Origin of the sequence: Pleurocapsa sp. PCC 7327 (assembly GCF_000317025.1) — a bacterium.
GTDB lineage: Bacteria > Cyanobacteriota > Cyanobacteriia > Cyanobacteriales > Microcystaceae > Hydrococcus.
Window position 1 is genome coordinate 1,528,485 of record NC_019689.1, and the last position, 25,522, is coordinate 1,554,006.

24 protein-coding genes and 1 pseudogene are annotated in these 25,522 nt (G+C 44.9%); 12 read left to right on the top strand and 13 right to left on the bottom strand.

Translation table 11 applies throughout. The features are described from left to right. Positions 1-103: 103 nt before the first annotated feature. Positions 104-772: a cytochrome b6 gene (gene petB / locus PLE7327_RS06840; RefSeq protein WP_015143125.1), complete on the bottom strand. Its 669-nt coding sequence runs from the start codon at positions 770-772 to the stop codon at positions 104-106. Between the two features lie 329 nt (positions 773-1,101). Between petB and PLE7327_RS06845 the strand changes: the two genes are divergently transcribed. Beyond that, positions 1,102-1,305, top strand: coding sequence for a hypothetical protein (locus PLE7327_RS06845; RefSeq protein ID WP_144266090.1), 204 nt, complete (start codon positions 1,102-1,104; stop codon positions 1,303-1,305). A gap of 145 nt (positions 1,306-1,450) precedes the next feature. Here the strand turns inward: PLE7327_RS06845 and PLE7327_RS06850 are convergent, their stop codons facing one another. After that, positions 1,451-1,900: a YlqD family protein gene (locus tag PLE7327_RS06850; protein WP_015143126.1), complete on the bottom strand. Its 450-nt coding sequence runs from the start codon at positions 1,898-1,900 to the stop codon at positions 1,451-1,453. A 91-nt stretch (positions 1,901-1,991) separates the two neighbouring features. Then, positions 1,992-3,908, bottom strand: a complete 1,917-nt coding sequence (locus PLE7327_RS06855; protein ID WP_015143127.1) for a long-chain fatty acid--CoA ligase — start codon at positions 3,906-3,908, stop codon at positions 1,992-1,994. A gap of 604 nt (positions 3,909-4,512) precedes the next feature. Here PLE7327_RS06855 and PLE7327_RS22595 point away from each other — a divergent pair. Together PLE7327_RS22595 and PLE7327_RS06865 are read left to right on the top strand one after the other, a co-directional pair. After that, a complete protein-coding gene (locus PLE7327_RS22595) occupies positions 4,513-5,118 on the top strand; it encodes a hypothetical protein (RefSeq protein WP_144266091.1) in 606 nt (201 codons plus the stop codon). A gap of 116 nt (positions 5,119-5,234) precedes the next feature. Further along, the gene (locus PLE7327_RS06865) at positions 5,235-5,429 is read left to right on the top strand and encodes a hypothetical protein (protein WP_015143129.1); all 195 of its coding nucleotides are present in this window, start codon (positions 5,235-5,237) and stop codon (positions 5,427-5,429) included. A gap of 10 nt (positions 5,430-5,439) precedes the next feature. Here PLE7327_RS06865 and PLE7327_RS06870 read toward each other — a convergent pair whose 3' ends face one another. Beyond that, positions 5,440-6,645, bottom strand: a complete 1,206-nt coding sequence (locus PLE7327_RS06870; protein ID WP_015143130.1) for a TetR family transcriptional regulator — start codon at positions 6,643-6,645, stop codon at positions 5,440-5,442. A gap of 151 nt (positions 6,646-6,796) precedes the next feature. On the opposite strand from PLE7327_RS06870, the gene PLE7327_RS06875 reads away from it, so the two are divergent. The 4 genes from PLE7327_RS06875 (at position 6,797) to PLE7327_RS06890 (ending at position 10,092) form a co-directional block, all read left to right on the top strand. Then, entirely contained in the window at positions 6,797-7,624 is an 828-nt protein-coding gene (locus tag PLE7327_RS06875; protein WP_015143131.1) for a fatty acid desaturase, read from the top strand. Between the two features lie 87 nt (positions 7,625-7,711). Beyond that, positions 7,712-8,878, top strand: coding sequence for an IscS subfamily cysteine desulfurase (locus PLE7327_RS06880; RefSeq protein WP_015143132.1), 1,167 nt, complete (start codon positions 7,712-7,714; stop codon positions 8,876-8,878). A 151-nt stretch (positions 8,879-9,029) separates the two neighbouring features. Further along, positions 9,030-9,761, top strand: coding sequence for a serine protease (locus PLE7327_RS06885; protein WP_015143133.1), 732 nt, complete (start codon positions 9,030-9,032; stop codon positions 9,759-9,761). A 40-nt stretch (positions 9,762-9,801) separates the two neighbouring features. Further along, complete coding sequence (locus PLE7327_RS06890; RefSeq protein ID WP_015143134.1) at positions 9,802-10,092, top strand: 4a-hydroxytetrahydrobiopterin dehydratase; 291 nt, start codon at positions 9,802-9,804, stop codon at positions 10,090-10,092. On the opposite strand, the gene PLE7327_RS06895 is transcribed toward PLE7327_RS06890, so the two are convergent. Beyond that, entirely contained in the window at positions 10,089-11,384 is a 1,296-nt protein-coding gene (locus PLE7327_RS06895) for a hypothetical protein (protein ID WP_015143135.1), read from the bottom strand. The two genes, PLE7327_RS06890 and PLE7327_RS06895, sit on opposite strands and share 4 nt — an antisense overlap. Positions 11,385-11,538: 154 nt before the next feature. Here PLE7327_RS06895 and PLE7327_RS06900 point away from each other — a divergent pair, with 154 nt between their 5' ends. Beyond that, a complete protein-coding gene (locus PLE7327_RS06900) occupies positions 11,539-12,102 on the top strand; it encodes an alpha/beta hydrolase (protein WP_015143136.1) in 564 nt (187 codons plus the stop codon). Between the two features lie 10 nt (positions 12,103-12,112). Here the strand turns inward: PLE7327_RS06900 and PLE7327_RS06905 are convergent, their stop codons facing one another. Continuing rightward, on the bottom strand, positions 12,113-12,313 hold the full coding sequence (locus tag PLE7327_RS06905) for a hypothetical protein (protein WP_015143137.1): 201 nt from the start codon (positions 12,311-12,313) through the stop codon (positions 12,113-12,115). 133 nt (positions 12,314-12,446) lie between these two features. On the opposite strand from PLE7327_RS06905, the gene PLE7327_RS06910 reads away from it, so the two are divergent. Both PLE7327_RS06910 and PLE7327_RS06915 read left to right on the top strand, forming a co-directional pair. Then, positions 12,447-13,004 carry a shikimate kinase gene (locus PLE7327_RS06910; RefSeq protein WP_015143138.1) on the top strand — a complete coding sequence of 186 codons (558 nt, stop codon included), beginning with the start codon at positions 12,447-12,449 and terminating at the stop codon, positions 13,002-13,004. A 105-nt stretch (positions 13,005-13,109) separates the two neighbouring features. Further along, positions 13,110-13,388 (top strand): hypothetical protein, encoded by a 279-nt coding sequence (locus tag PLE7327_RS06915; protein ID WP_015143139.1) that lies wholly within the window; start codon positions 13,110-13,112, stop codon positions 13,386-13,388. A gap of 92 nt (positions 13,389-13,480) precedes the next feature. On the opposite strand, the gene PLE7327_RS06920 is transcribed toward PLE7327_RS06915, so the two are convergent. From PLE7327_RS06920 to mutS, 4 genes and pseudogenes are all read right to left on the bottom strand, one after another. Then, positions 13,481-14,449 carry a tyrosine-type recombinase/integrase gene (locus PLE7327_RS06920; protein ID WP_015143140.1) on the bottom strand — a complete coding sequence of 323 codons (969 nt, stop codon included), beginning with the start codon at positions 14,447-14,449 and terminating at the stop codon, positions 13,481-13,483. Between the two features lie 391 nt (positions 14,450-14,840). Then, a pseudogene (locus PLE7327_RS23905) lies at positions 14,841-15,369 on the bottom strand (GNAT family N-acetyltransferase). Next, entirely contained in the window at positions 15,366-16,991 is a 1,626-nt protein-coding gene (locus PLE7327_RS06930) for a mechanosensitive ion channel family protein (RefSeq protein WP_015143141.1), read from the bottom strand. Before PLE7327_RS06930 ends, PLE7327_RS23905 begins: the two are co-directional and overlap by 4 nt. Positions 16,992-17,448: 457 nt before the next feature. After that, positions 17,449-20,127 (bottom strand): DNA mismatch repair protein MutS, encoded by a 2,679-nt coding sequence (gene mutS / locus PLE7327_RS06935; protein WP_015143143.1) that lies wholly within the window; start codon positions 20,125-20,127, stop codon positions 17,449-17,451. Positions 20,128-20,222: 95 nt separating this feature from the next. On the opposite strand from mutS, the gene PLE7327_RS06940 reads away from it, so the two are divergent. Continuing rightward, the gene (locus tag PLE7327_RS06940; protein WP_015143144.1) at positions 20,223-20,846 is read left to right on the top strand and encodes a hypothetical protein; all 624 of its coding nucleotides are present in this window, start codon (positions 20,223-20,225) and stop codon (positions 20,844-20,846) included. A gap of 33 nt (positions 20,847-20,879) precedes the next feature. Here the strand turns inward: PLE7327_RS06940 and PLE7327_RS06945 are convergent, their stop codons facing one another. After that, positions 20,880-21,953 (bottom strand): folate-binding protein YgfZ, encoded by a 1,074-nt coding sequence (locus PLE7327_RS06945; RefSeq protein WP_015143145.1) that lies wholly within the window; start codon positions 21,951-21,953, stop codon positions 20,880-20,882. A gap of 51 nt (positions 21,954-22,004) precedes the next feature. After that, a complete protein-coding gene (locus PLE7327_RS06950) occupies positions 22,005-22,406 on the bottom strand; it encodes a hypothetical protein (RefSeq protein ID WP_015143146.1) in 402 nt (133 codons plus the stop codon). Positions 22,407-22,665: 259 nt separating this feature from the next. Here PLE7327_RS06950 and pyk point away from each other — a divergent pair, with 259 nt between their 5' ends. Next, positions 22,666-24,423 (top strand): pyruvate kinase, encoded by a 1,758-nt coding sequence (gene pyk, locus PLE7327_RS06955; RefSeq protein WP_015143147.1) that lies wholly within the window; start codon positions 22,666-22,668, stop codon positions 24,421-24,423. A gap of 18 nt (positions 24,424-24,441) precedes the next feature. Here the strand turns inward: pyk and PLE7327_RS06960 are convergent, their stop codons facing one another. Further along, positions 24,442-25,221 (bottom strand): LOG family protein, encoded by a 780-nt coding sequence (locus PLE7327_RS06960; protein WP_015143148.1) that lies wholly within the window; start codon positions 25,219-25,221, stop codon positions 24,442-24,444. Between the last annotated feature and the right edge of the window lie 301 nt (positions 25,222-25,522).

Consider the following 25,522-nt stretch of genomic DNA (forward strand, 5'->3'; position numbering starts at 1 on the left):
GTTACCAGCGATCGGGTAATAGCTAAAAGCTATTACAGCCATTAGCTATTTAAGATCGATTATCGGATGTCTTTTTACGATCGACTGTTCGCTGTTCACTGAATTATAAGGGACCAGAGATTCCCTGCTTGCGGATCATCAGGAAGTGACCTAACATAAAGACCGCCATTAACCAAGGGAACACAAAGGTATGCAAACTGTAGAAGCGAGTTAGGGTTGCTTGTCCGACGCTGCTACCGCCACGAATCAACTCAACCAGTTGGTCTCCCACGACAGGAATAGCTGCGGGTACGCCAGACACGATCTTGACAGCCCAGTAGCCCACCTGATCCCAAGGTAGAGAGTAGCCCGTTACGCCGAAAGAAACGGTGATTACTGCCATGATGACTCCCGTGATCCAGGTTAACTCGCGAGGCTTTTTGAAACCGCCAGTTAGGTAAACGCGGAAGACGTGGAGGATCATCATCAGCACCATCATACTGGCAGACCAGCGATGGACGGAGCGGATTAGCCAGCCGAAGTTTACCTCGTTCATGATGTACTCAACAGAGGAAAAAGCTTCGGTAACGGTTGGCTTGTAGTAGAAAGTCATGGCAAATCCAGTGGCGAACTGGATTAGGAAGCAAACCAGGGTAATTCCACCCAAGCAGTAGAAGATGTTGACGTGGGGAGGAACGTATTTGCTGGTAATGTCGTCAGCGATCGCTTGAACTTCCAAGCGTTCCTCAAACCATTGATAGACTTTAGAATCGGTTACTTGCTTAGAAAACATTGTTAAAAGATGCCAAACTATTTCGAGTTATCGAGGGTTTGTGCTTAATCTGCCGTTACAACTTCTCAGATGACGAGAAGCGCTCGTCTTAGCCAATCGAGCCGAAACCTTTACCCTGACTAAGATTTAAGCATTGCGTCTGTTTCGTATTGTATCACGTCTAAAACGTAACATTTTGTTTCTTTCTTAAAATTGTTTGTAAAATTTGAAAATTACTTGAGAGTCTACCTGCATTTGTCGCGCTGGGTCGTTTGCCACAGTTGCCGACGATCGCCGAATAGAATAGGAAAGCATGGTTAAATTAATTGGTCTTGGGAAAAATCGATCGCATGAAGACAATCTTTGATTATTTGCCTTTTTTTATCGTGGCTTTATTCGCCGTCACCCTCTGCTTTCCTAAAGTTTTCGCTCAAGAGATCCATCGTTTTGGCTCTGACCTTAGCATCGAACAAGCGATCGAGCAAGTTAAACCTGCACCATCGAAATTAAATCCATACCTATCCAATTCGCCAGGAAAAAGCGAGCGATCGTAATTATTCTTCTTCATTTTGAATTTTGAACTTTGAATTGTTTGGACAAGGAAAAAAAGAGGAACTTTCTTTCCTCTTTCCTTGTCCAAAAACCAAAAATAATTATATTTCAACTAAGTGAGAAAGATTGCAACAAACCCCAATAGAATTAAATCTCGCCGCGAATGTCTTCTACAACGCCGTCTCGCAATACGATTTCAACATTTAATTTTTTGATTAAATTTTCGCCTTTTTCAATGCGAAAAAAGCTTTCCATTTGTGCTTCAAAAACTTCCTGCTCTAATTCAAATTGCTGCACCTGTTGTATCTGCTGAAGAAACTGATTTTTTTTCTCAAGTAGTTCGCTTTTCTTTTGGTTAACTTGACTTTGAATGCTTTCAACTTGCTGGGAGGTTTGAGAACCAGGCAAGCTGATGCTTTGCTTTTGTAGTTCCGCGATCGCCCTTTGACCCTGCAAATCTAATTGTTGTATCTGAGCGTCAAGCTGACCAATTTGTGCTTTCAATCGCTCTAACACCTCGGCTTTCCAACGAGAGGTAACTATAGCTTTAACAACGACCGGTCGTTTTAAGAGCAAGCTAGTTTGCGTATCGTCCATAAGTATTGTCCTTTATCTTTCGTCATCAGTCACGTCATCAGTCTTTTGTCCTCTGTCTTTAGATTTACCAATAACCAACGACTAATGACTATTATTTTTTAAACATCCTGTCAATAATATCGCGATACCGTTCGCTAACAACCGGACGTTTAATTTTTAGGGTTTGAGTCATCATGCTGTTTTCGATAGAGAACGGTTCTAGAATCAGCTCAAAAACCTTAATCTGGTCGTCTGGGCGATAGCCGGAACGGTTTTTGACTTCTCGGTTCAATTCTTGACGGAATAAATCCCTAACAGCTTTATTGTAAAGGTCGCTGCGTTCGATCTCATCTCGCGATGCGCCGGGTTCTGGAAATGTTAGATTGAGTTGTTGCGACTGCGCCCAATGCTTGAGGGTTTCTAAATTGGGGACGATTAAGGCACCAAGTGCTTTTTGGTCTTGACCGACTAACATAATCTGATCGATGTACGGACTGCGGATGCAAGCATCTTCGATGGGTTGTGGTTCGATATTCTCTCCATTGGAGAGGACGATGGTATCTTTTGCCCGTCCCGTCAAAACGAGATCGTTGGCGGGCGTTACCCAACCTAAATCGCCGCTGTCAAACCAACCTTCTGCATCGATGACTTTTGCCGTAGCTTCGGGCTTTTTGTAATACCCTTGCATCACCTGCGGTCCGCGAATGAGGACGATTCCTTTTTGAGTGGGGGGTAGCGTCTGGCGCGTATCGGGATCGACAATGCGAATTTCCGTTTCTGGAATCGGTTTTCCTGCCGAACCTCGAAGATTGTGTTTCAGGGTACGCGCATTGGTCACGGGGGAGGTTTCTGTCAGTCCGTATCCTACCACTAAAGGAACGCCGATAATTTCATAGAAGTTATCTAAATGCATGGCGAGAGCGCCGCCACCGCTAATAAGGGTTTTGACGTTTCCCCCCGTTGCTTGACGGATTTTTTGGTAGACTAGGCGATCGCCTAAAGCATGTAGGGGAGCGAGTAGATTAGCGGTAATTTTAGCCATAAAACGCTCGCCGCCAGAGGGATTAAGGTTTTCTAAATTTAAACCTTGTTCGGTACGCTTAGCCATGATGTAGCGTGTCGAAATCCCCAAGAAAAAGTTCGCTAGCCGTTGTTTGCTCTCCGGTTGTTCGCGCAATTGTTTTTGGACGGCTTCATAGAGAGATTCCCACAGACGAGGAACGCCAATCATATAATGGGGTTTAAACCGCTTCAGATCGTTTTTAAACGAGCGGATATTCGTGTAAATCTGAGTGCAGCCGTGGGAGAGAATAAAGTATTCGCCACTGCGCTCGTAACAGTGCCAAGACGGGAGGATGCTAAGAACGCGATCGCCAGGTTCGGGTTGAAGGACAGCGATGAGATTTGTCACTTGATGTAGTAAGTTCCCGTGAGATAGCATCACGCCTTTGGGTTTCCCAGTGGTTCCAGAGGTATAAATAAGAGTCGCTAAGGTTTGCCGATCTTGCCGAATAGGGTTTAAGTTATGGCTTTCGCCGAGTTCTAATAGCTGCTTAAAGTTAAGAATTTTTAGCGGTTCGTTTGCATTGGGACTTTCATCGGAAAGTAAAACCAAGAGTTCAATAGGCAGATCGTCTAATTGAGGACGCAGTTTGTTTAAAGCGTTTAAATTTTCTATAACTAAACTGGTACTATCGCTATCGTCCAGAATGTAGAGAAGTTCATCTCGATCTGCTGTAGCCGAGCGTACTGCATTCGCCGCGCCAGCCATAATAATCCCTTGATCGGCGATAAACCACCGAGGACTATTATCAGCAAACAATGCGACTTTAGAATCAGGCTGTACGCCGCATGCTTGCAAACCAGCCGCAAGTTGCTTTATTTTCTCTAATAATTGAGCATAGGTCAGAATGACTTCCGGTTTAGCGTGAGGATCGTGTAGAGCAACGATATTGCCAAATTTCTGAGCTGCGATCGCCCAGATTTCAGACAAAGAATTAACGGAAGAATAATCAATAGAAGTCTTCATGGGGGCGTTCCGAGAAGAATAGAAGAGGGCTTATGCAATAATTTAATACCACCATAGAGGTATTTATATGTTTCAATTTATCCCGTGGCGAAAACTAATAAATCCAGTAGTGGACAGAATTAATTTTGTCTATTTGTAAGGAGAGAGCTGACAAAAAATTTTGAATAATAAACGAGCGATTCTGAAAAACTTTTCATTATTTATAATTCTACCTTCGGACAAGCAAGGAAAATGTTACAAGAACTTTACAAAAATGGATGGTCAATAGCCCTGTGATTTTATTCTGACTTGATTATACCAAGAAATCAATTTCTTGAAACCCAAATATCAAATCCTATAAGACGAATTTTAGCCTCTTATACTGTTTTCAAAAATGCCTGCTACAAATCCCTTGTTTAATCGACCTACACCTTCCACACCTCCCTCTCTCTTCATCTGTAGCAAGCAGAGAGGAAATTGATATTAGACAGAGAATTTCTTCTCTGGCTACTAAATGAAATAGCCTTTGATAGAAGTTGAAATATTAAAACAAGTTATTAAATATTGAACGATTTCAATCGTTAAAATGGGATTAGCCGCATCTAATGATATTGAAGGAGCGCGCATGATGAAAATCTCACACTTATTTCAACTGTTAGCTGGTAGTCTAGTTGCCCTTAGCTTGGCAATATTTCCTTTCAATCTGCTCGCACGAGCTGACGATATAGAAAAATCCGTAACAGAAATATCGAGTTCTGTGGAGGACGATCTAGAAAGCGCTGGAGAAGACACTCAAGAGGAGTTAGAAAGTGCTGGAGAAGACCTTGAAGATGCCGGAGAGGATTTAGAAAACGCTGGAGAAGACACTCAAGAGGAGTTAGAAAGTGCTGGAGAAGACCTTGAAGATGCCGGAGAGGATTTAGAAAACGCTGGAGAAGACACTCAAGAGGATTTAGAAAGTGCTGGAGAAGACCTTGAAGATGCCGGAGAGGATTTAGAAAGTGCTGGAGAAGACCTTGAAGACGCACTCGATGATGCAGGGGAAACCACTAAAGACGCTGTAGATGACACCGGAGATTGGGTTGAAGATGCAGCAGACGACACTGGCGAAGCTATTGAGGATGCTGGGGAAGCAACAGGAGATGCTGCAAATGATGCCGGAGATTGGGTTGAAGATGCAGCAGACGATACTGGAGACTGGATGGAAGATGCTACAAAAATCTTGAATTAGCACCTAGCTAGTCAAACCCTAAAATTTTGTCAAAATGAGATAATAGCGATCGCGGGTGTTTCAATTTATGAGGACTGCGATCGCGTTTTTATTTTTTCCTGAACAGGAGGGTAAAAATGACACTCAAACTTGAATATGACAATATCAATTGGAACGATCCAGATATAGCAGCAGCGCTTAAAAGATATCGCGAAACTATTGATGCTTCGTCTCCGTTAGTTAAGAATATCGATATAGCTTTTACTAAAGAGGAAAAAGAAACCAGACAGAAAGCATTTTTCGCCGTTCTCGAAAAATTTAGAGTCAAATAAGGAATAGATCTTAGCCAGATTTGCGATCGAGGCGATGAGCTTGTTCGATCGCTGCCTTTTCTCTGGCTCTTCGGTCAAATGGCTGTAGTTCTTCGATGTCCATGCCGCTCAAGATACTCAAATCCTCTAGCTCAATTCCCTTCATCAACATTTCTACGCACCAAGTCTGGCGTGCTTGCTCGATGGTTGGGGATTTTCCCTCAAGTGTCAGTAAACCTTGGGTTAAGTTCTGCCATAAAGCTTGTAATTCCTGCTCGGACATGGGTTGTCCTTCTTGGTTGAGAAACAAAGCTGCTCGATCGTCTTTACGACTTTTGAGCCATTGCGTCAAAGGATTATTAGTAGAAGAACCATAGCGTTTTCCCATAATCCAGTGAGCGAGAGGAACTTGTCGAACCGCGCCGCAATTAATCTGCAAAATATGTTGGTGAGAGTCGCTCAAAGAGTGCGATCGCTCTAAACGAACTATTTCTGCGGCAGTTAACCCCCCTCCAAACAAAACATACGCCAAAGCATACTCTTGTCGCCCAAGTTTCCTGGCTCGTTGGAGAATTGCATGAACCAAATTGCTAGGTAGATCGGCTACTGGAGTGACTTTGGCAGTGGTTGGGGTTTGGGGTGCGATCGCGCCGTGTAAAAATAATTCTACTAAACTCTCTAAAAAATCTTCCTTTCCTTCCCAAAGTGCGTCTCCTTCGCTGGTCAAGTCAATGATGAAGTAACCCAGTAACAACCCATTGAGCAAACTTGCTAATTTCTCAGCTGGAAAACGGCTCTGCCAGCCTCTATCTGCGATCGCGACTGCCAAACATTCAGCCACACGACGATTGGCTTGACTCAAGCCTTCTCCTATGGCTAAGCGATTCTCTAGTGGATATTGACCCGCATCGCCTACCACAGAGCGCACTAATTCAGGCACTCGCTCAAGCGCTTGTAAGCTCTCCTGGGCATAAGCTTTTAACGCCTCGGCGATACTTTTCTTTGAGATAGCTTGTTCGACTAGCGCTTTACCCAACTGGGCAAAGTTCGCATACTCTTCCATTACAGCTAAAAGGAGTCCGTACTTGCTGCCAAAGTGACGAAATAAGGTGACTTCGTTGACTTGTGCGCGTTCGGCAACTGCTTTAGTTGTGGTCTCTGTGACTCCTTGGGCAGCAAATAACTCTAGTGCCGCCTCAATCAGACGGGTTCTCGTCGATTTTTTTTGAGCAGTCATAAGTTTATTAAATGCAAGTGACACTTGCACAATTGAACAAAACTCGCTACACTACAAAATGTAAGTATTACTTGCATGTCTCATCCACAATTATAGCGATAAAGCTGGGATGGGCTGATGCGCGTACTAAAAGATTTTTAAGGACAAAATAATGACAAAACAATTGATTACGCCAGAGAGCAAGCAGGAGCTTACGCTTTCCTGGGCAAGTGTGGCTTTTTTCACCGTCATTCATGCATTAGCGTTGTTGGCGCCGTGGTTCTTTTCCTGGTCGGCTTTAGGCGTAGCGATCGCGCTTCACTGGCTGTTTGGTAGTATCGGTATATGTTTGGGGTATCATCGCCTTTTAACCCATCGCAGCCTTCAGGTGCCGCAATGGTTGGAATATGTCATAGCGACCATCGGGGCTATGGCGCTACAAGGAGGGCCGATCTTTTGGGTGTCGTCGCATCGCTTACATCACGCTTATACTGAGGATGAACAGAAAGACCCCTATTCAGCAAAACGGGGTTTTTGGTGGAGCCATATGCTTTGGCTGTTGTACCCACGAGAAGCTTTTTTCAACTACGAATCCTATAAAAAATATGCGCCCGATTTAGACCGACACGCCTATTATCGTTGGTTGAATCGTAACTTCCTGTGGCTTCAGATTCCTTTGGGTTTGCTGTTGTACGGTTTGGGCGGATGGTCTTTTGTCATCTATGGCATGTTTTTGAGAGCAGTTTTACTGTGGCACAGCACCTGGTTAATTAACTCCGCTACCCATGTACGGGGATATCGTAATTTTCCTGTAGAGGACGGCTCTCGCAATCTTTGGTGGGCAGCAATTTTAACTTATGGAGAAGGTTGGCATAATAACCATCACGCTCATCCCCGCATAGCCAAAGCCGGACAGCGTTGGTGGGAAATCGATCCGACTTGGTGGGTAATTCAAGGATTAAAAATGTTAGGTCTAGCCAAGAACATCGTCACAAGCTGAGTTTAATTGCAACGGCGATCGCGACAAGTCATCTAGATGAGTTAACTTTAACTATAGAGAAATCTGCGATCGCCCACTTTTTTAACCATGTCTCAACGTCCCATTTACTTAGACTGCCACGCGACAACGCCGATGGACAAACGGGTGCTAGATGCCATGTTGCCCTACTTTAGCGAACGCTTTGGCAACCCTTCTAGCATTACTCACGTTTATGGTTGGGAAGCAGAAGCGGCAGTAAAAAAGGCTCGCGAAATGCTTGCGGATGCGATTGGTTGTACGCCTGAAGAAATCGTTTTTACTAGCGGCGCTACCGAAGCGAATAATTTAGCCATCAAAGGTGTTGCCGAAGCCTATTTCAGCAAAGGACGACATATCATTACCCCCCAAACCGAACATAACGCCGTCCTCGATCCCTGTCATTATTTAGAAAATCTAGGCTTTGAGGTAACTTTTTTACCCGTTCGACAGGACGGACTAATTGATTTAGAGGAACTTAAGAGAGCCATTCGTCCCGATACGATTTTAGTGTCAGTGATGGCAGCCAATAATGAAATTGGAGTCATACAGCCTCTAGCAGAAATTGGAGAAATTTGCCGCCAGCATAAAGTTTTGTTTCATACCGATGCGGCGCAGGCGATTGGCAAAATTCCTTTAGACGTACAGAAAATGAAGATCGATCTGATGTCTTTGACTGCACATAAAGTTTATGGGCCCAAAGGAATTGGCGCTCTCTACGTCCGCCGTCGCAATCCTAGAGTCAATTTAGCCGCTCAAATGCATGGGGGAAGACACGAGAGGGGAATGCGTTCCGGTACTCTATGTACGCCGCAAATTGTCGGATTTGCCAAGGCAGTAGAATTGGGTTTAGCCGAACTCAAATCGGAATCAAAACGCCAGATGCAATTACGAGAGCGACTTTGGCAACAACTCAGTCAACTAGACGGAATTCATCTCAACGGTCATCCGACGCAGCGTCTACCCGGTAATCTGAATATAAGCGTAGAAGGCGTAGATGGTGCGGCGCTGTTGCTTGGCTTGCAGTCAGTCGTTGCCGTCTCTTCCGGTTCGGCTTGTTCGTCTACTTCAACGGCTCCTTCCCACGTTCTAACGGCATTGGGACATTCTCAATCTCTCGCTTATGCTTCGATCAGATTTGGGATTGGTAGGTTTACTACAACTGAAGAGCTCGATAAAGTAGCACAACACGCGATCGCAACTATCCAATCTCTTCGCCAAGCTGTCGTCAAAGTCTAATAGTTGTAGGATAGGTAGGATGTTATATAGCAATCCTATTTGATTTGTGCGTCTATTTTTAATCTAGTGCGAGCGGGACGCTCGCACTACAATGTTCATAACTAATTTAGGATTGCTATAGTTCAGGCTCTAAAACTTTCTTCGATCCTTCATGCTTTCACTGCCAAGGTTTTTTCCGCCTTTCGTTGCTTTTATCGCTGTCGCTATCTGCTTGCCGCTCAAGAAAACCACTGCTTTCGCTTCGGTGCCGGAGTTCAAAAAAGTAGCACAGACAATTACCGTGCGTATTGAGGGAACCGCTAAAGGCAGCGGAGTCATCGTAGAGCGCCGGGGACAGACTTATACGGTTCTCACCAACGCTCATGTCTTACAACCGACTGGCAACTATGGGATCGTGGCTCCCGATGGAAAATGCTACTCAATTAAGTCTGACACTATCAGACAACTCCCCGAATTAGATTTAGCTATTTTTCTTTTTTCTAGTACAATTCCTTATGCGATCGCTCAACTGGGGAATTCTACTAAACTCAGTCCGGGACAAACTGTCTATGTTGGCGGCTGGGCAAATTCTGGCGGGAAATTGCACAGCCGAGTTTTTTTCACTTCCCAAGGACAATTAACCGAGATAAACTCTCAACTGCCAGCGGGTTATTCGCTATCCTATACTAACTTGGTTAGAGTCGGCATGAGCGGCGGTCCCATCCTAGACCAACAAGGTCGCTTGGTAGGTATTAACGGTTTGATTCGATTAAATTCTGCCGATGAAATTGTCGGTTCGGGGATTAAAATCGACCAATTTCAACGCTGGCATTCTCAGGTCATTAAGACCATTCCCAATCCCTCTGCTTCTGCGATCGCTTGTCCTCGAAGATATACTAATTAATATTAATAATTTATTCATCCATCGCGATCGCGAGGTTTCTATGAGCGCACCCGTCCTTTCGCAACAAGAACTAGAGCAGCAACTCAGTCAACTCTCCGGCTGGACTGTGAAGGATAAAAAACTTTATCGGCAATTTCAGTTTCCAGACTTTGTTAGCGCCTTCGGTTTTATGAGCAGCATGGCCCTTGTATCCGAGTCTATGGGACACCATCCAGAGTGGGTTAATGTTTACAACCGCGTGAGTGTCGAACTCACTACTCACGATTCTGGCGGCATCACTCACAAAGACGTGGAATGGGCTAGAAAGGCAAATTCTTTAGCCAACTTCTAGAAACCCGATTCCAAACGTCTGCGCCATTCTTCGTCGATTTTATCCGATCGCTCGCTTTCTTGTTCTAATAAATCTTTCTCGGTTGAATAAGTAATATCGGCATTGGTAATCACTTTTTGGTTGGCAAATTGACGGGCGTAATCAAGTTTTTGCCTTAATTGTGCATCGGGGTTACTGACTAATGCGGCGCGTGCTTCTCGTTTTTGATTGCACTCTTGAATTCTACTGTTGCGCCATTGAATCCAAAAATAGCGAATTGCAGGAATGACTAAAAATCCCGTCGCATACGCCAACAAAACCCAGTAAATCGCACTCACAAACCCAATCAATCCTCCTGCCACAGGATAATCGCGCAAGAGAGAACCAAGGATTATCGCCAGAACAAACTGAGCAATTCCCAATCCGACTGCGAGTGTAATTTGTCCGCCTCCTGCTTCGCTGAAACGCCATAATTTTTCGCGCAGATAGGGCGCTACAGATTGCTGTTCTTGTTTTCTAGCTGTTACTTGCAATTGGGGAAAATAATAAATAATTTCTCCGGCTGGAGAAACTTGAGGATACCCATTAAAACGTGCTAGCACGGGTAAAATATAGTCTTCATTTTCGCTATTGTAGGCATTAATATTATCCAAATAAGGTGCGATTTGTTGAGCGACTACCGCACCGCCGCTGTTGCGAATAACCGTGCCTATTTGCTGCCAACGACGTTCTTCCAAGTTAAAATTGGGATTACCATCGCCAAATAAAAAGGAGAAAATTGCTTCCAAAAAATTCATTTGTTTTCTGGATTCGGAAGCATTATCGGCAGATTGCTGTCGGTATCGATCGCGATTGTAATCGTAACCGGGATCGAGTATCCAAAAAATATCCCAGTAGGAAGGCAGAAAAATCATACCTCTTCCATCGCTGCGATCGCTAGAATTTTCATTATCGCGACTACTAGAAAGAATAATCAGGATGGCAATTGTCATCAGAACGATTGAAGCAATCAGAACAATGCCAAAAGAAATGCGAATTAAATAAAATACAACTTTCCAAACTTTCTCCCACCATTCCTTTAGCTGTAGCTGCCAGTATTTATTGCGAAGAATCACACGAAAGTCTTTAGGAAAGAGATACACTATCTCTCCCACATCTGAAACTTGCATGTGTCCTCCAGCATCAGATGCCAATGCGAGCAGTCCTTGCTGTGCTAGATTAACTTCCAATCCGGCTTTGGCAGCAACATCGCCGACCGTAACGCGATACCCTGATTGTTCGACAGCTTTCATGATGGCAGGATTCAGAGTCATGCCCCTTGCCTCTCTAAAAATTTCCTTTTCCCTTCTAGTATAAAATTTTGACGATTTTCTTGTTTCTGTGAGTCTTCATTCAACCATTCATTAGTCATACAGAATTGCTAAACCCTACCGTTAGGATCGAAAAAGTCACTATGAGGGGAAAATCATGTTACGCTCTAATACTCGATTTAGAAGCCTTTTCCGAAATTTCAAAATCTTATTGAGTATAATGCTGGCGGGAATCGGGATGGGATTGAGTGTTCCTCCTGCAAGTGCAGCAGAACGAGTTATTTTGAAGTACCGGGTTTTACGGGAATCCATCCCAGTTTCTGACTTGAGAACTTTGGTAGATACGGGTGAAGCCCCTTCCTCGCTAAAAAACTATCTCAAGATGGCTAACACCGAACCCCATGAACTTCAACGGGTACTGACAAAAGAGGTTGAGGTCGATCCCGTTCGGCTTTCAAAAATTCTCAATAGTCCTGTGGGTGAATTTTTACTCGATCGCGCCAGCGAAATCGTTCATACGCCTTCTGAGAGGGCAAGCCGTCAATCTCTGCGAGGGGCGTTGGTGGTTTCTGCCGTGCCAGATAATCAGATCCAGATTATCGAAGTTTTAGAAAACTATCCAACTTATGAGATTCATGTCGATGGCGATCGCCTAGTCAAACTTTACAATGTTATTAATCATGTTGCAAGACGGCTAGACGATCTCGAAATCAAACTATAGCCGATAAGCTTTAATACGCCAAGGTTGCAAGGGTTTCTTGCAGATAACGGCGAACGCGATCGTCAAGAGTTGCTTTAGAAAGCTCTTTAGTCATTTGCTCTTCTTGCCAGCGCTTGAATCCAGAACTAAGGGCGATCGCTTGTTTTAAACTGTCCCAAATTTTGTGGTCTTCTTTAAACTCACGGTTGGGAGAAATCGTTGAGCTTGCCATATCTGCTTTTTTTCACCACTGACCTTTCTTCTATAGAATAGCTTAGATACTTCTAGCTAGTGCTGTATAGTGTTTTACACCTAGTAAAGTTTTTTTGTTAATCATTACCATCAATTGCAATAATCTATCAAGCATGACCAATTTGTTACAAGGAGTCAGCGTCTTCCTCGTCGGCATTATGGGGACGGGGAAAACTACGGTAGGTCAAATTTTGGCACAACAATTAGGCTACCGTTTTTTTGATACGGATGTTTTAATCGAGCGAGTGGCGGGACAAACGATTAATGAGATTTTTGCGCGCCAAGGAGAAGAACGCTTCCGAGAGCTAGAAACGCAGGTTCTAGCCGAATTATCTGCTTATACCAAAAGCGTCATCGCTACGGGTGGCGGAATCGTCATGCGTCCTATAAACTGGAGCTATCTTCATCATGGCTTGATCGTCTGGCTCGATGCTCCTGTAGAATTGCTTCGGAAACGCTTAGCAGAAGATACCACTCGACCCCTTCTGCAAGCTATCGATCGCGCCAAGAAATTATCCTCCTTACTTGAGATACGACGACCGCTGTATCAGCAAGCCGATCTACAGATCGCGATCGCCCAAAATCAAACGCCAGAACAAATTACTGCCAAACTAATCGAACAAATTCCTACAGTTCTCAAATCCAAAGCCACTCCTCCAGAGTGGCAGTAGGGGCAAGATCTGCCTTGTCATTATCAGTAAAAATGCAGGATTAGTTGGTACAAATATACTATAATCGAGAAGAAAAGCATCGCTCGCGAATTGAGGATTTTTCCCATGACTCACTACTTCGTTCTCAGCATCCATCCCCAGGCACAATACGACTGGGATAAATGTATCCTCAGACATCCCATTACTGGCGAACGCCCGGATTTCAACGAGATTATCGCCCAAGCCGTGGGAAATGAAGCGGGTTCTTATCTTATCCGTGTCAATATCGAAGTGCAAGTGTTAGAAAAAGCTGCCCTTGGGCAATCCGAGACAGTTTCTCTCAGTCAAACCAAAGGCACTAAAGCGATCGCTTCCGTCAAATCGCAAGAATTACTTGCATCCTAAAGATTTTCAATCAATGAGAGTTAGAATGTCGAGCATCGAACTAAGCAGACAATTATAAAATGCTAGCACTCTAGCGAGTGCCGTAATCTTAGCTAAATTAAATCAGCCAAAATCGTCGTCACTTCTTTTTGATGGCGAAGGCGATTATCGTCGTATCGAGTGAGGGTATTTAAATCGGCGTGTCGAGATAACTTCTGAACTTTACGAGTATCCCCACCCGTTGCGTCCAAAGCGGCGGTAATGGCACTATGTCTAATGCGGTGCGGACTGATTATCTTTTTGATTCCAGCTGCAGCAGCAGTATTTCTGACAATTTTATAGATAGCATTGCCGCTCATTCGATGTCCATTGGTGGCTCTATCTAAAGTACAAAATAACGGTTGGGAATTATTGACTTTGCCCCTCGCAGCTATCCAAGCTTGGATAGCTGCGATCGCTTGCGGACTGAGATCGATCGCTTCTTTTTGACTTTTGCCTTTCCCTTGAATCCAGAGTCTTCCCCCATCTGGATCGAAATCTTTCACATTAGCGAGTCTAATTTCATTGCGTCTGAGAGCGTTATCCCAAAGTAGCCTGAGAATGGCGTAGTCTCGCTTTCCTTTGAGGGTATTTGTATCGGGAAGCGAAATCATTGTTTTAAAACTCTCTGGTTCGATTCCCGTCGTATCTCGATAATTTTGCACCTTCAGTCCATCTACATCCTCCAAAGTGAAGTCGCATTTGCCGATTTTGCGAGCGTAGTTTACTAAACTTGCGATCGCGCAGAGTCGCACGTTAATTGTAGCCGGCGATAATCCTTTATTGACGAGCATCCCTTTGTATTTCAGCACTAGGGAAATGGCACTGAATCGATCTAGGCTTAAAAATTCTTGAACGAGATTGATTGTCGGTTCTCTTGTTTTGTCTCCTGTAATCGTTTGGAAAAAGTCGCGCAGGCTTTTGGCATAGGTGCGGCGAGTATTGGGGGATTTTTTATCCGCTAAGAGTTCTTGGAGGATATCTCGTTCGACGAAAGATGCTAGAGAAGGAAGAGTAGAGGCTAGTTTTAGAGAGTTATTCATTCTAAACTTTTTCGACACACATACTATTAATGCTTAATTACCGAGCACAAGCAATAAATAATGATGGAGCGATCGCCCAAGTCGTTCCAAACGAGTTCTGAAATAACGGATACTGGTACTGTATAAATATCCATAAAGGCGTTGCCTAAATGCGGGGGTCATGCTGAGTGCAGCCCTTCACTTCGAGAGAGAGTAAACTCCACCAAATAAAGCATCTGTCGGGATTCTTCAGTGCACGGAGCCTGCTCGAATCACGAAGTGCGAAGGGTTCCGTTTGCCGTGCGCGTAACGTTGGGTTGAGTGGAGATCCAAATTTCCGTCGAGATACATATAAGTCGCTCGAGCGCTCAAGCGGCGCAGTCCGTCGCTAAAGGTAGCAACGCTACTGGTTCTAGGTTAGAGTACCCAAATAAAGCGACAGAATCACAAAAGGTTTTATGAACCTGCCAAAATTTTTTTGATGTCTTTTTAGCAGCAAAAATAAATGTAATTCATCTGTTGGACTTGGCTTGAAGTCAAATTGTTCGTACCAGACTCGCGCTCGTTCGTCTTTGGCATGGGCGAGTAAAGCTCGGATACATGCAATCTCGGCAGCTTGAGCGGTACGTCGCAAGGCATCTTTGAGCAATCCTTTCCCCACTCCTTTCCTTTGCCACTGTTTATCGACAGCCAGACGTGCCAAAATCATGACCGGAACGAGATGTTTGGCTTGTCCTTTAATAACTCTAGTTGGGTATAAGCTACCGAACCGACGGCTAAGCTGTAGTAACCGATAATCGTTCCTTGTTAGCCTGTTGATTAGCAAGCGCGTATTTTTGGAGAAAGCGATCGAGTTCTGGGGGGCCACAATCGAAAGCCGTCACGTCATGAGAAGCGGCTAACTTCTCAATAAATGGCTTAGAATTTGAAGAAAGCGTCAAGCCTTGTTTGTATCTGAAGCCGTTGAATCCGAGAACTGTCCGTTATGGGACAATCGTTCGAGCATCTGGGTTAAAGCTGACTCCATTTGTGGCGAAAGTTCTAACGTGCCAGAACGAAAATGCAAATCCCTCTGAGGGAAGGGAATCTCAATTTGTCGTTGCCCAAGCACATTGTAGATGCTGTAGTACAGGTCGCTGGTGAGGAGAAATTGCCGATCCGGTTGCGCAGTCCACACCAATAGTTCAAAATTCAGCGCGCTATCGCCAAGGCTTTTGAACAACACTAGAGGAGGGGGAGACTTTAACACATTGGGATGGCTGCGAGCTGCCTCCAAGAGAGCCGCTTCTACTGCTTTTGGATCGGAACCATAGGCAACGCCAACAGGAAGATGAAGGCGAGAGATAGGGTTGCGGTGACTCCAGTTGATGACTTCGTTTTCCAGAAAGCGGGAATTCGGCACGATAATCGAAACGCGATCGAGAGTGCGAATCTCGGTACTCCTCGCCCCAATCCGCTCTACAGTGCCTTTATAGTTGCCAACTTCTACAAAATCTCCCACCTGAATCGGATGCTCAAACACCAGTACCAAACCGCTGCCAAAATTCTTTGCAATATCTTGCAACCCAAAGCCAATTCCAACGCCCAAGGCACTTGCTACGATCGCCAGAGAGCTAATGTCGAGTCCCCATATTTGCAGCAGTACCAGCGTGCCAATAAAGATCAGACTATATTTAGCAAGAATGGCGATCGCTTCGATTGCGCCGCGATTGATGCCGGCATACTCCAGGACGCGAGAGCGAAAGAGGTTGACGACAATTCCGGCACAGATGACTAAGCCAAATAGTAAGCCAGCTAAAATGATTAAGTCGATGACCGAGTAAGCACTGTCGCTTAGCGTTAGGATGGGCGACGTAAAGCTGGTAACGAGAACATTGGCAATTTTGTAACTCCACTGTCGAGTGAAGGGAAACAGGTTAGTGATGTAAAGGGCAGCTCCTACCCACACTCCAAGGCGAGCGAGCGTTAATACCAGTTTGAATAAAAATTCCAAGGCTTTGAGCGATCCGAAGTCAGATTCAGCACTAGGCGTTAACCGCTGCGATGCTGCTCGAAAAGAATAGTGCTTAATCCATCCCAGCAGCCAATTCAAGACGGCAGCTACCAGTACGATTCCCACTGATAAAAGAGCAGTTCGCCAGAGGTATGTTGTTGTTCTTTCCGCTCGTGCTTTCTCTAATGCATTCTGAATTTCCTCCACCCAAATGCTTGCCTGTTCTTCTGGGGTACTTCCTAAAACCGTATCTCGTTCTGTGACTGTCAGTAGATGGCGATCGTTCAATAAAATCGTGGGTAACTGGTTGCGCTGCTCGATTTCGACTTGAATTGGTTGGGAAGTATTAACGGCATTTTTTAATTGTGAATTAATCGAGTTTGCACGTTCTTGAGCGCTATACTGACCCGAACTGCCGACCTGAAATAGTTGCTGTCCATCTAGAACCACTGGTGTTTTGGCGGGTGTTTGCGCGCTCGCGGGAACTAGCCATAACCCCAAAACTAAGATTAGGACGAGAGCAGCACCTATAAATTTGGATAACAGTCGCAAATGACGAGAACGAAACATGCAAGTTTTAACAATATAAGTTGGTCTGTTTAATCTAATCGATCGCGTTTTTTAATAAAATTAAAAGTTTTTGAGACTTGCTATAGTAGTTCTAATTGGATTGTGAGTGCGAGCAGGATGCTCGTGTGTAAGCCTAAATCGCGAGCAAGATGCTTGCCTACCCCAAAATGTTTATAACTCATTGAGGATTACTATATTTGCGATCGAACATAGCTAGATTAATATAAAAATTTATTTATATTAATCTCTAAACTTTTTCATCTTTCCCAAGAAAGATAACTAATAGGCTTCTTAAAAAAAGCTATTTATCTAATATCAAATCCATTGCGTACGCTTTCCATTAGCGCCTACATTCTGCTCGCGAGCAAGACGATCGTACTCTCTATCTACTCCGTCACTGCCGCAATACATGCTGCTAAGCCAACCTTAGCCATGCCACAAGTATTACAGTTACGAATCAATCTCCAAAAATATCTAATTGTTCTGTCATTTTTCCGTTATTTTTTTGCGTTCTAATCGGCTCAAATTTCTGAATGCCTTGGCGCAATCCCAGTGCAATTTTACTGTGTTTTTCGATTTGTCGCATCACTTGTTTGGCGCGATCGATCACCGAGGCGGGTAACCCTGCCAAGCGTCCTGCTTCTATCCCGTAAGATTTGTCTGCGCCACCCGGACGAACTTGGTGTAAGAAAATAATTTCATTGGGCATTTCTTTGACAGTGACTTGATAATTTGCCACGTTAGATATAAGTGATGCTAATTCGTTGAGTTCGTGGTAGTGAGTAGCAAAAATTGTTTTTGCTTGAATTTCTGTAGCCAGATATTCTGCTACTGCCCAAGCAATAGATAGTCCATCAAATGTTGCCGTACCGCGGCCGATTTCATCTAAAAGAACTAGAGATTTAGGAGTTGCATGATTGAGGATATTTGCTGTTTCATTCATCTCTACCATAAAAGTAGATTGTCCGGTAGCGAGATCGTCTACTGCGCCGACGCGGGTAAAGATGCGATCGCAGATTCCCAATTTTGCCGATTTAGCTGGCACAAAACTGCCCATCTGTGCCATTAATTGAATCAGTCCTACCTGCCTTAAATAACAGCTTTTTCCGCTAGCATTCGGTCCGGTAAGAATAATTAAATCGGGATGAGATAAGGCAGAATCTTCTCCATTTTTTATCTTATCTCTTCTGCCCATCTGGGTTGAATTCGGTACAAATAACCCTACGGGAAGGGATTGTTCGACGACTGGATGTCTGCCATCGAGGATTTCAATTTGTCTTCCTTGCTCAATTTCTGGGCGACAGTAACCCTGATAAACTGCCACTTCTGCCAATCCTGCCAAGACATCAATTGCCGCTACTGCTTTAGCAATACTGCGAATTTCTTGTGCTTTTTGGGCAACTTGCGATCGCAAATCGGCAAAAATTTCATATTCTAATTTATTTAAATCGTCTTTTGCTGTTAAGATTCTGGTTTCTCTTTCTTTTAATTCGGGTGTAATATATCGCTCTTCATTGGTTAAAGTCTGTTTGCGAATATAATCATCAGGGGCTTTCTCTGCTTTAGAGCGAGGCAAACTTATATAATAACCAAATGTTTTATTATATCCAACCTTTAAATTATAAATTCCAGTTCTTTGTTTCTCTGTCGCTTCTAAATTAGTTATCCATTCATAATCCTCTTTAGCGAGGCGACGCATTTCGTCTAATTGAGGATTGACTCCATCGCGAATCACGCCTCCTTCTTTTAAATGCAAGGGGGGAGATTCAACTAAATGAGCGATTACTTTTTGTCCTAATTGTTCCAATTTAGGAGGCACGCGCTGTAAGGCTTTTAAATAAGGGGAAGTACTATAGCTCGCCAGTTCTGCCAAATCATTTAATCTAACTAAAGAATCGGCTAAAGCTAGTAAATCTCTTGCATTGGCAGTTCCCGAACCAACGCGACCTGTAATTCTTTCTAGGTCATAAATATTGCGCAATAACTGTCGCAAATCTTGACGAAGGGAGGTATTTTCTACTAATTCTTGAATAGTATCTTGTCTTGCCCGAATGCCTTTAGGATCCAATAAAGGTTGCAATAACCAACGGCGCAATGCCCTGCCTCCCATTGCCGTGCAAGTGCGGTCTAACGCCCATAACAGGGAACCGTGAAAGCTATTATCTCTTACCGTTTGGGTAATCTCTAAATTGCGACGGGTTTGATAATCGAGAATAAGATAATCGGCGATGCTGTAGGTGCGCAGCGGTTGCAGGGGGACTTGGTTGGCTTTTTGGGTATCTTCGATATACTCTAGTAATCCGCCAGCCGCACGGATTGCTAAGGGAAGGTGTTCGCATCCCAGTCCTTCGAGAGAACGTATTCGGAAGGTTTCTATCAGTCTCGATTTGGCTTCTGCTAAGGTAAAAGGAGTTTGCGATCGCAACGAATAACAAAAGCACTCTGGCAAACAATCTGCTAAACAGTCTGATTTTTCTCCGGGACGGAGGATAGTTTTGAGATCGGGGGCATTCGTGGGAACGAGGATTTCTGAAGGTTGTAGTCGCAGTAATTCTGAGTTTAGAGCCGTTAAACTGCTCGATTGCGTCGTAAAAAACTCTCCTGTGGAAATATCGGCATAGGCCAATCCCCAATGTTCTCCTGCAATTACGACTGCTGCCAGAAAATTGTTGCGACGCGCGTGCAGCATCCCATCATCGGTTAACGTGCCGGGGGTGAGTAATTTTGTCACCTGTCTCTCGACCATTCGTTTTTGTGCCGCAGCTTCTGCCGAATCTTCTACTTGATCGCAGATAGCGACAGCATAGCCTTTTTCTACCAACAACCTAGCGTAGCGATCTAGAGCATGGTGAGGAACTCCCGTCATTGCTACCCTTCCTATTTCTTGACCGCCATACTTACTGGTCTGAACCAATTCCAATTCCCTAGAAATAATAACCGCATCTTGAAAGAAGCACTCAAAAAAGTCTCCTACTCGATACAGCAATAGCGCATTGGGATACTGTTCCTTGACTTCGACGTAGTGCTGGTGCATCGGAGACAGCTTTTCCCGATCCAGCTTGCGATAATCGGTATGGGGAGATTGAGTAGAGCCTACTTCCGGGGGTGTCGGTGTAGAGTCTGGAGAGGTAGTCATGGAATGTCAGAGATTAGGAACTGCAATAAACGATCTTACCTTCTCTTTAGGTTAAAGCAAGAACAGCATTCTTAAACCAACTCAGAGTTCTAGATATGAATGCGAAAAGATTTATTTTGTGGAGAGTGTGGGAGGGTCAGACCTATAACGAGACGGCTGAAGCTTCCAACTATCGCTATACCCCTAGCTACCTGAAACAGGATGTCGGACCTAAGTTATGGAAGCTACTGTCAGAAGCGCTAGGAGAAGAGGTCAGCAAGACAAATTTTCGGGTAGCGCTAGAGCGGCGAGTAAGGTTGAAAGAAGTCAGACAAATCAAAAAGTTAGCTAGTAGTCTGGAAATTGTAGGGAGTACTTCCAACAAGCGTCAGGATTTAGGAGGAGCGGTTGAGTCTGGTGGACGCACCGAAGAACTAGCTTCGCTAGAGCAATGGCTTGCGAAAAATCTCTGTCGCTCAGCCTTGCTGTTAGGCATGGAGAGAATTGGCAAACCTGCCTTAGCTAAGCGTTTTGCAGAACAGGTACAGCACGAATATGAATTCCTTGTCTGGCGATCGCTCCTGCACGCTCCGCCCATTGAAGATGTCCTAGTGGAGCTGCTCCAATTCCTCGCTCAGGAGAAGGAAACCGCTCTAGTAGAAGACGCAGACAGCCGAGTTTTGCGGTTGCTCTCTCGTTTGCGGGTCGTGTTGCAAAAAATCCTGGTAGTCGTCGGGTAGGGAAGAAAAATTGCTGTTTTAGCGAATTTGGAATTAAAGATTATCTTTTTGCGGCTGATAATATTCGTGGGTTAAAAACGGCACGCCGACTAACTCTCCCGACGCTTCTCCAACTTCTACCGTCAACCCTTCACCGCCTGCTTTAGTGCGAACGTAAGCTAAACCAAATGACCCTGTGTCTGATTGGGTATAACTGGTAAGCACGCCAACTTTATCTCCCGCTACAGTAACTGGAGTACCAACTGCAACGGGAGCGTTCAATTTGACTCCCCAGAGCCTTTGTTTTACGCCTTTATAAGTATTGAGACGCGCGATCGTTTCTTGCCCGATATAGCAGCCTTTGTCAAAGGAAATGGCTTTCCAGAGTCCGGCTTCTAGAGGATTGTAATCTTCTGTCAGTTCTTTATCGGGAACGGGTCTTCCCTGTAAAATTCGCAATTGTTCCCAAACGCGATCGCCGAGGGGAATTGCACCCAATTGAGTTAGTTTAGACCAGATTTGGGCGGCTGCTTCTACTGGCACGATTAAAGTATATCCCGGCAATGCCAATCCGCTTCCTACCGCTATGCGGATTGAATTGTCTCCCATCTGCACCAGTAGGTGACTGCCTTCTGGTTGACCGACAATTGAATCGCCTGCCAATTGTTTGACTAAGGAATCGCTTTCGGGACCTATTAGCGCGAACATAGCATTATCATCAGAAATATCGGCTAATTCTACCTTATCCATGGGGAAGATATAGCGATCCATCCATTGCATGAGTTGCCCTCGGCGGTTGGGAGAGACGAGGATGAGGATAGCGTCTTCGGTTAGGTAGGCTGTGGCGAGATCGAGAGTTCGTCCGGTGGAATTGACGAAAACCGTATCGCATCCTTGTCCGGGTTGGAGGGAATTAATATTATTCGTCGTTTGGTTGTGGAGAAAGCGCGAGCGATCTTCTCCTTTGAGTTGCAAGAGTCCCCAACTAGAGCGATCCCACAAAGCTACTCCTGCTTTAGCTGCCTCTATCGCCTCGCGATCGTTGCTGCTAAAACTGCTCGGAGTGCTTGACTCTTCGTCAAAAATTGCCCCTCTTTTTTTTTGAATATCCCGTAATGCCTGTATCATATTGACTTTGGATTGCTTATTAGCAAAATCACTTTCTTGCCTTTTACCTTGTTAATTAGATGGTAAATTAGCGAAAACCTCTTTGACTAATTGTTGCGTTTTGGTTTCTAGGCGATGCCAATCAACATCTCTTGTTTCATCGATTAAACTGGTATCGACATCTATCTCTTGAGTTGTTTCCTCCGTCTCATCAACTATCTGCATTTGGGCGGGATTGTAGTCGAGAAAACAGACTTGAAAACAAAGGCTCCAAAGATCGACACTAACCGAGCGATCGCCCTGAGTTAAACAAAGCAAGTAACCGGGATAGGGAGTTTGTATTTCTTGGTAAGTTCCCTGCCATGAAGATTCGTCAAGCTGTTTGCGAATATTATCTATCACTCGAATAAAAGCGGGCTGCATCAATAGTTGAGCTTGCTCCCAAGCCAGTGCGGTTTTAAATTTGGGTTTCATATCCTTCCTCGCTCGTTGGCTTAAGTCTACAGAAAGATTTAATACTAAGACAAACTTTTTTCAACTTTTCTAAAAGTAAAATTAACTGCGAGTGTCAATAAATCATAAACTTAAATAAAACGCTATACTCTTTCTACGCTTCTTGAGATAGAAAAGCAGAGACTCTCAAAAATCTCTTCTCCTCGTCTGTGTGAGTCACTGTTTGTCAATGTATACTCAAAGCTAGTATTATTGCTTGCTCATCTTCCCCAAATCGAATATGCAACCGCGCACCGTGCATCGCCGAACTAAAATTGTTGCCACCATTGGACCTGCTACCACTAAACCGGGAGTTCTCCGTCAACTGATCCAGGCAGGTGCAACAACCTTACGCCTCAACTTCTCCCACGGAACTCACGAAGATCACCAACGGAGCATTCGTCTAATTCGTCAGACGGCATTTGAGTTGAACAAGCCCGTCGGGATTTTACAGGATTTGCAAGGTCCCAAAATTCGTCTGGGCAAATTTAAATGTCAGTCGATCGCGCTTAAACCCGGCGACCCCTTCATTCTGACCAGTCGAGAAGTTGAATGCACTCAAGAGATAAGCTACGTCAGTTATGAATATCTTACCGACGAAGTCCCTGAAGGAGCCAGAATTCTACTCGACGATGGCAAGGTAGAAATGCGGGTAGAAAAAATCGATCGCCAAAGCCGAGAGTTGTATTGCCGAGTGGTGGTGGGCGGCACCCTATCGAGTAATAAAGGGGTAAATTTTCCAGGGGTTTATCTGTCGGTCAAAGCTTTGACCGATAAAGACAAAACTGATTTGATGTTTGGGTTGGATCAAGGAGTCGATTGGGTTGCCCTCAGCTTTGTCCGCAACCCGCAAGATATTCTAGAGATTAAAGATTTGATCGCCAGTGCTGGAAAATCCGTTCCCGTGATTGCCAAGATTGAAAAGCACGAAGCGATCGAGGAGATGGAAGAAATTCTGTCCCTCTGCAATGGAGTCATGGTGGCGCGAGGAGATTTGGGCGTGGAGTTGCCCGCAGAAGATGTTCCGATTCTGCAAAAGCGGCTGATCGCGACGGCAAACCAGTTGGGCATTCCGATTATTACCGCAACTCAGATGCTAGACAGCATGGTCAATAATCCTCGTCCCACCCGTGCCGAGGTATCGGATGTCGCCAATGCCATTCTCGATGGAACCGATGCCGTAATGCTCTCCAACGAAACGGCGGTTGGCAAATATCCCGTAGAAGCGGTAGCAACGATGGCACGCATCGCCGAACGGATCGAACAGGAACAAATCCGCAGCCAGCAACGAACCACTGCCAAGCAATCGATCCCCAACGCAATCTCTGCTGCTGTCAGTCAAATTGCCGAACAACTAGAAGCAGCCGCCATTATAACCTTAACTAAATCGGGAGCGACCGCCCGCAACGTTTCTAAGTTTCGACCGCAAACCCCAATCTTAGCAGTCACGCCCCACGTCGATGTGGCTCGTCAATTGCAATTAGTTTGGGGCGTTAAACCCTTGATGATGCTCGATCTGCCTTCCACCAGTCAAACCTTCCAAGCGGCTATCAATATGGCTCAAGAAAATTATTTCCTAGCCGATGGAGATCTGGTGGTAATGACGGCAGGAACGCTGCAAGGCGTTTCGGGTTCGACCGATCTCATTAAAGTAGAAGTGGTGAAAGCAATTTTGGGCAAAGGCATTGGCATTGGTCAGGGAGTGGCTAGCGGTTGTGCGAGAGTAGCTCGCCACGCCAGAGAAGTCGGGAATTTCGATCGCGGAGACATTCTCGTCGCGCCTGCCACCAGTGCCGAATTTGTTGAAGCAATGCGTAAAGCAGCCGGGATCGTTACTGAAGACCCCAGTCTGACCAGCCATGCAGCCGTGATTGGCTTGCGGTTGGGAATTCCAGTCATAGTTGGCTTTAAAGATGCAGCTAGTCTGATTCGCGAAGGGGCGATTATTTCTATCGACGCACAGCGAGGGGTAGTTTACTCCGGTTTGATGAGAACGTGAAAGACAAAAAGCGATGTGCTAATGGGGCTTAAAAATTGTCAAACATTCTTTGCTCTGACAGCTTTCCCATTCGGCATGAGATTGACGGAGTAGAGCGATTGCTTCGGCTACAGTATCGACGCAATTCGGAATCATCATATCGACGGCATTTGCCAGTTTAGGTTCGCGATCGACCATGTGTTTCGTCGCCCAATCCACCAGATCGAACCACATTTTTCCTACCATAATTAGAGGCGTGTTGCTTAGATGACGAACTTGTAGCAGTTGCCAAATCATCATGGCTTCCAAAGTTGTCCCAATGCCGCCAGGAAGAACGACAAAGGCATCTGAGAGCAGAACGAAGTGATGCAAGCGAGAAAAAAAGGTTCGATGCTGGTAGACCTCTTCTACAAACGGGTTGGTTTGTTGCTCGTAACTCAAATTGACTCGAAGACCGATGGATTCAAAGCGATCGCTGGGATCGGCTAACACGCTGCCTTCATTAGCTGCTTCCATCAACCCAGGACCGCCACCCGTCACGATATCGCATCCCATTGCAGTCAGTTCGCTTGCCAACCAACGAACATCATCGTAAAGCGGCGTGTCTTTTTGAATTCGTGCCGATCCAAATACAGTCACCCGATAATGTTGTCGTTTGGGAGGTTGGATGCTACTCAATCCATTGACGACATTCCAAAGTTGAAGAACTGCTTGCTGTACGATCGCAAATGTCGTTTCAGCTTCGCTCGCCTTCTCGTTCTCGTTAATGCTGTTTTTGAGGCTATTATCCTCTGGGATCGCTCGTTCGTTGGCGCTCATAGTGGCACGTCCATTGCCTTTACCTTACTTATAGTCTCGAATTTATCTATCCCTAAACTGACAAAATATTAGTCCCTAGATAGATAACTTATAACAAAAATTCGTTCTTAATTGGCAAAATAGGGATTTATTTTTAATCAGCAACCAAATTGATGAAAAATCTTTCTCAACGCCAATGTTCTAACGACACTCTCAATAACGAACAAAAGATTTTGCCGCGATCGCTTGCTGAATGGGTGAGTTTTAGCATTGCGCTCTCAAGAATACTGGTGGGGAATTTCTTGTCCCCAAATCTCAAGTC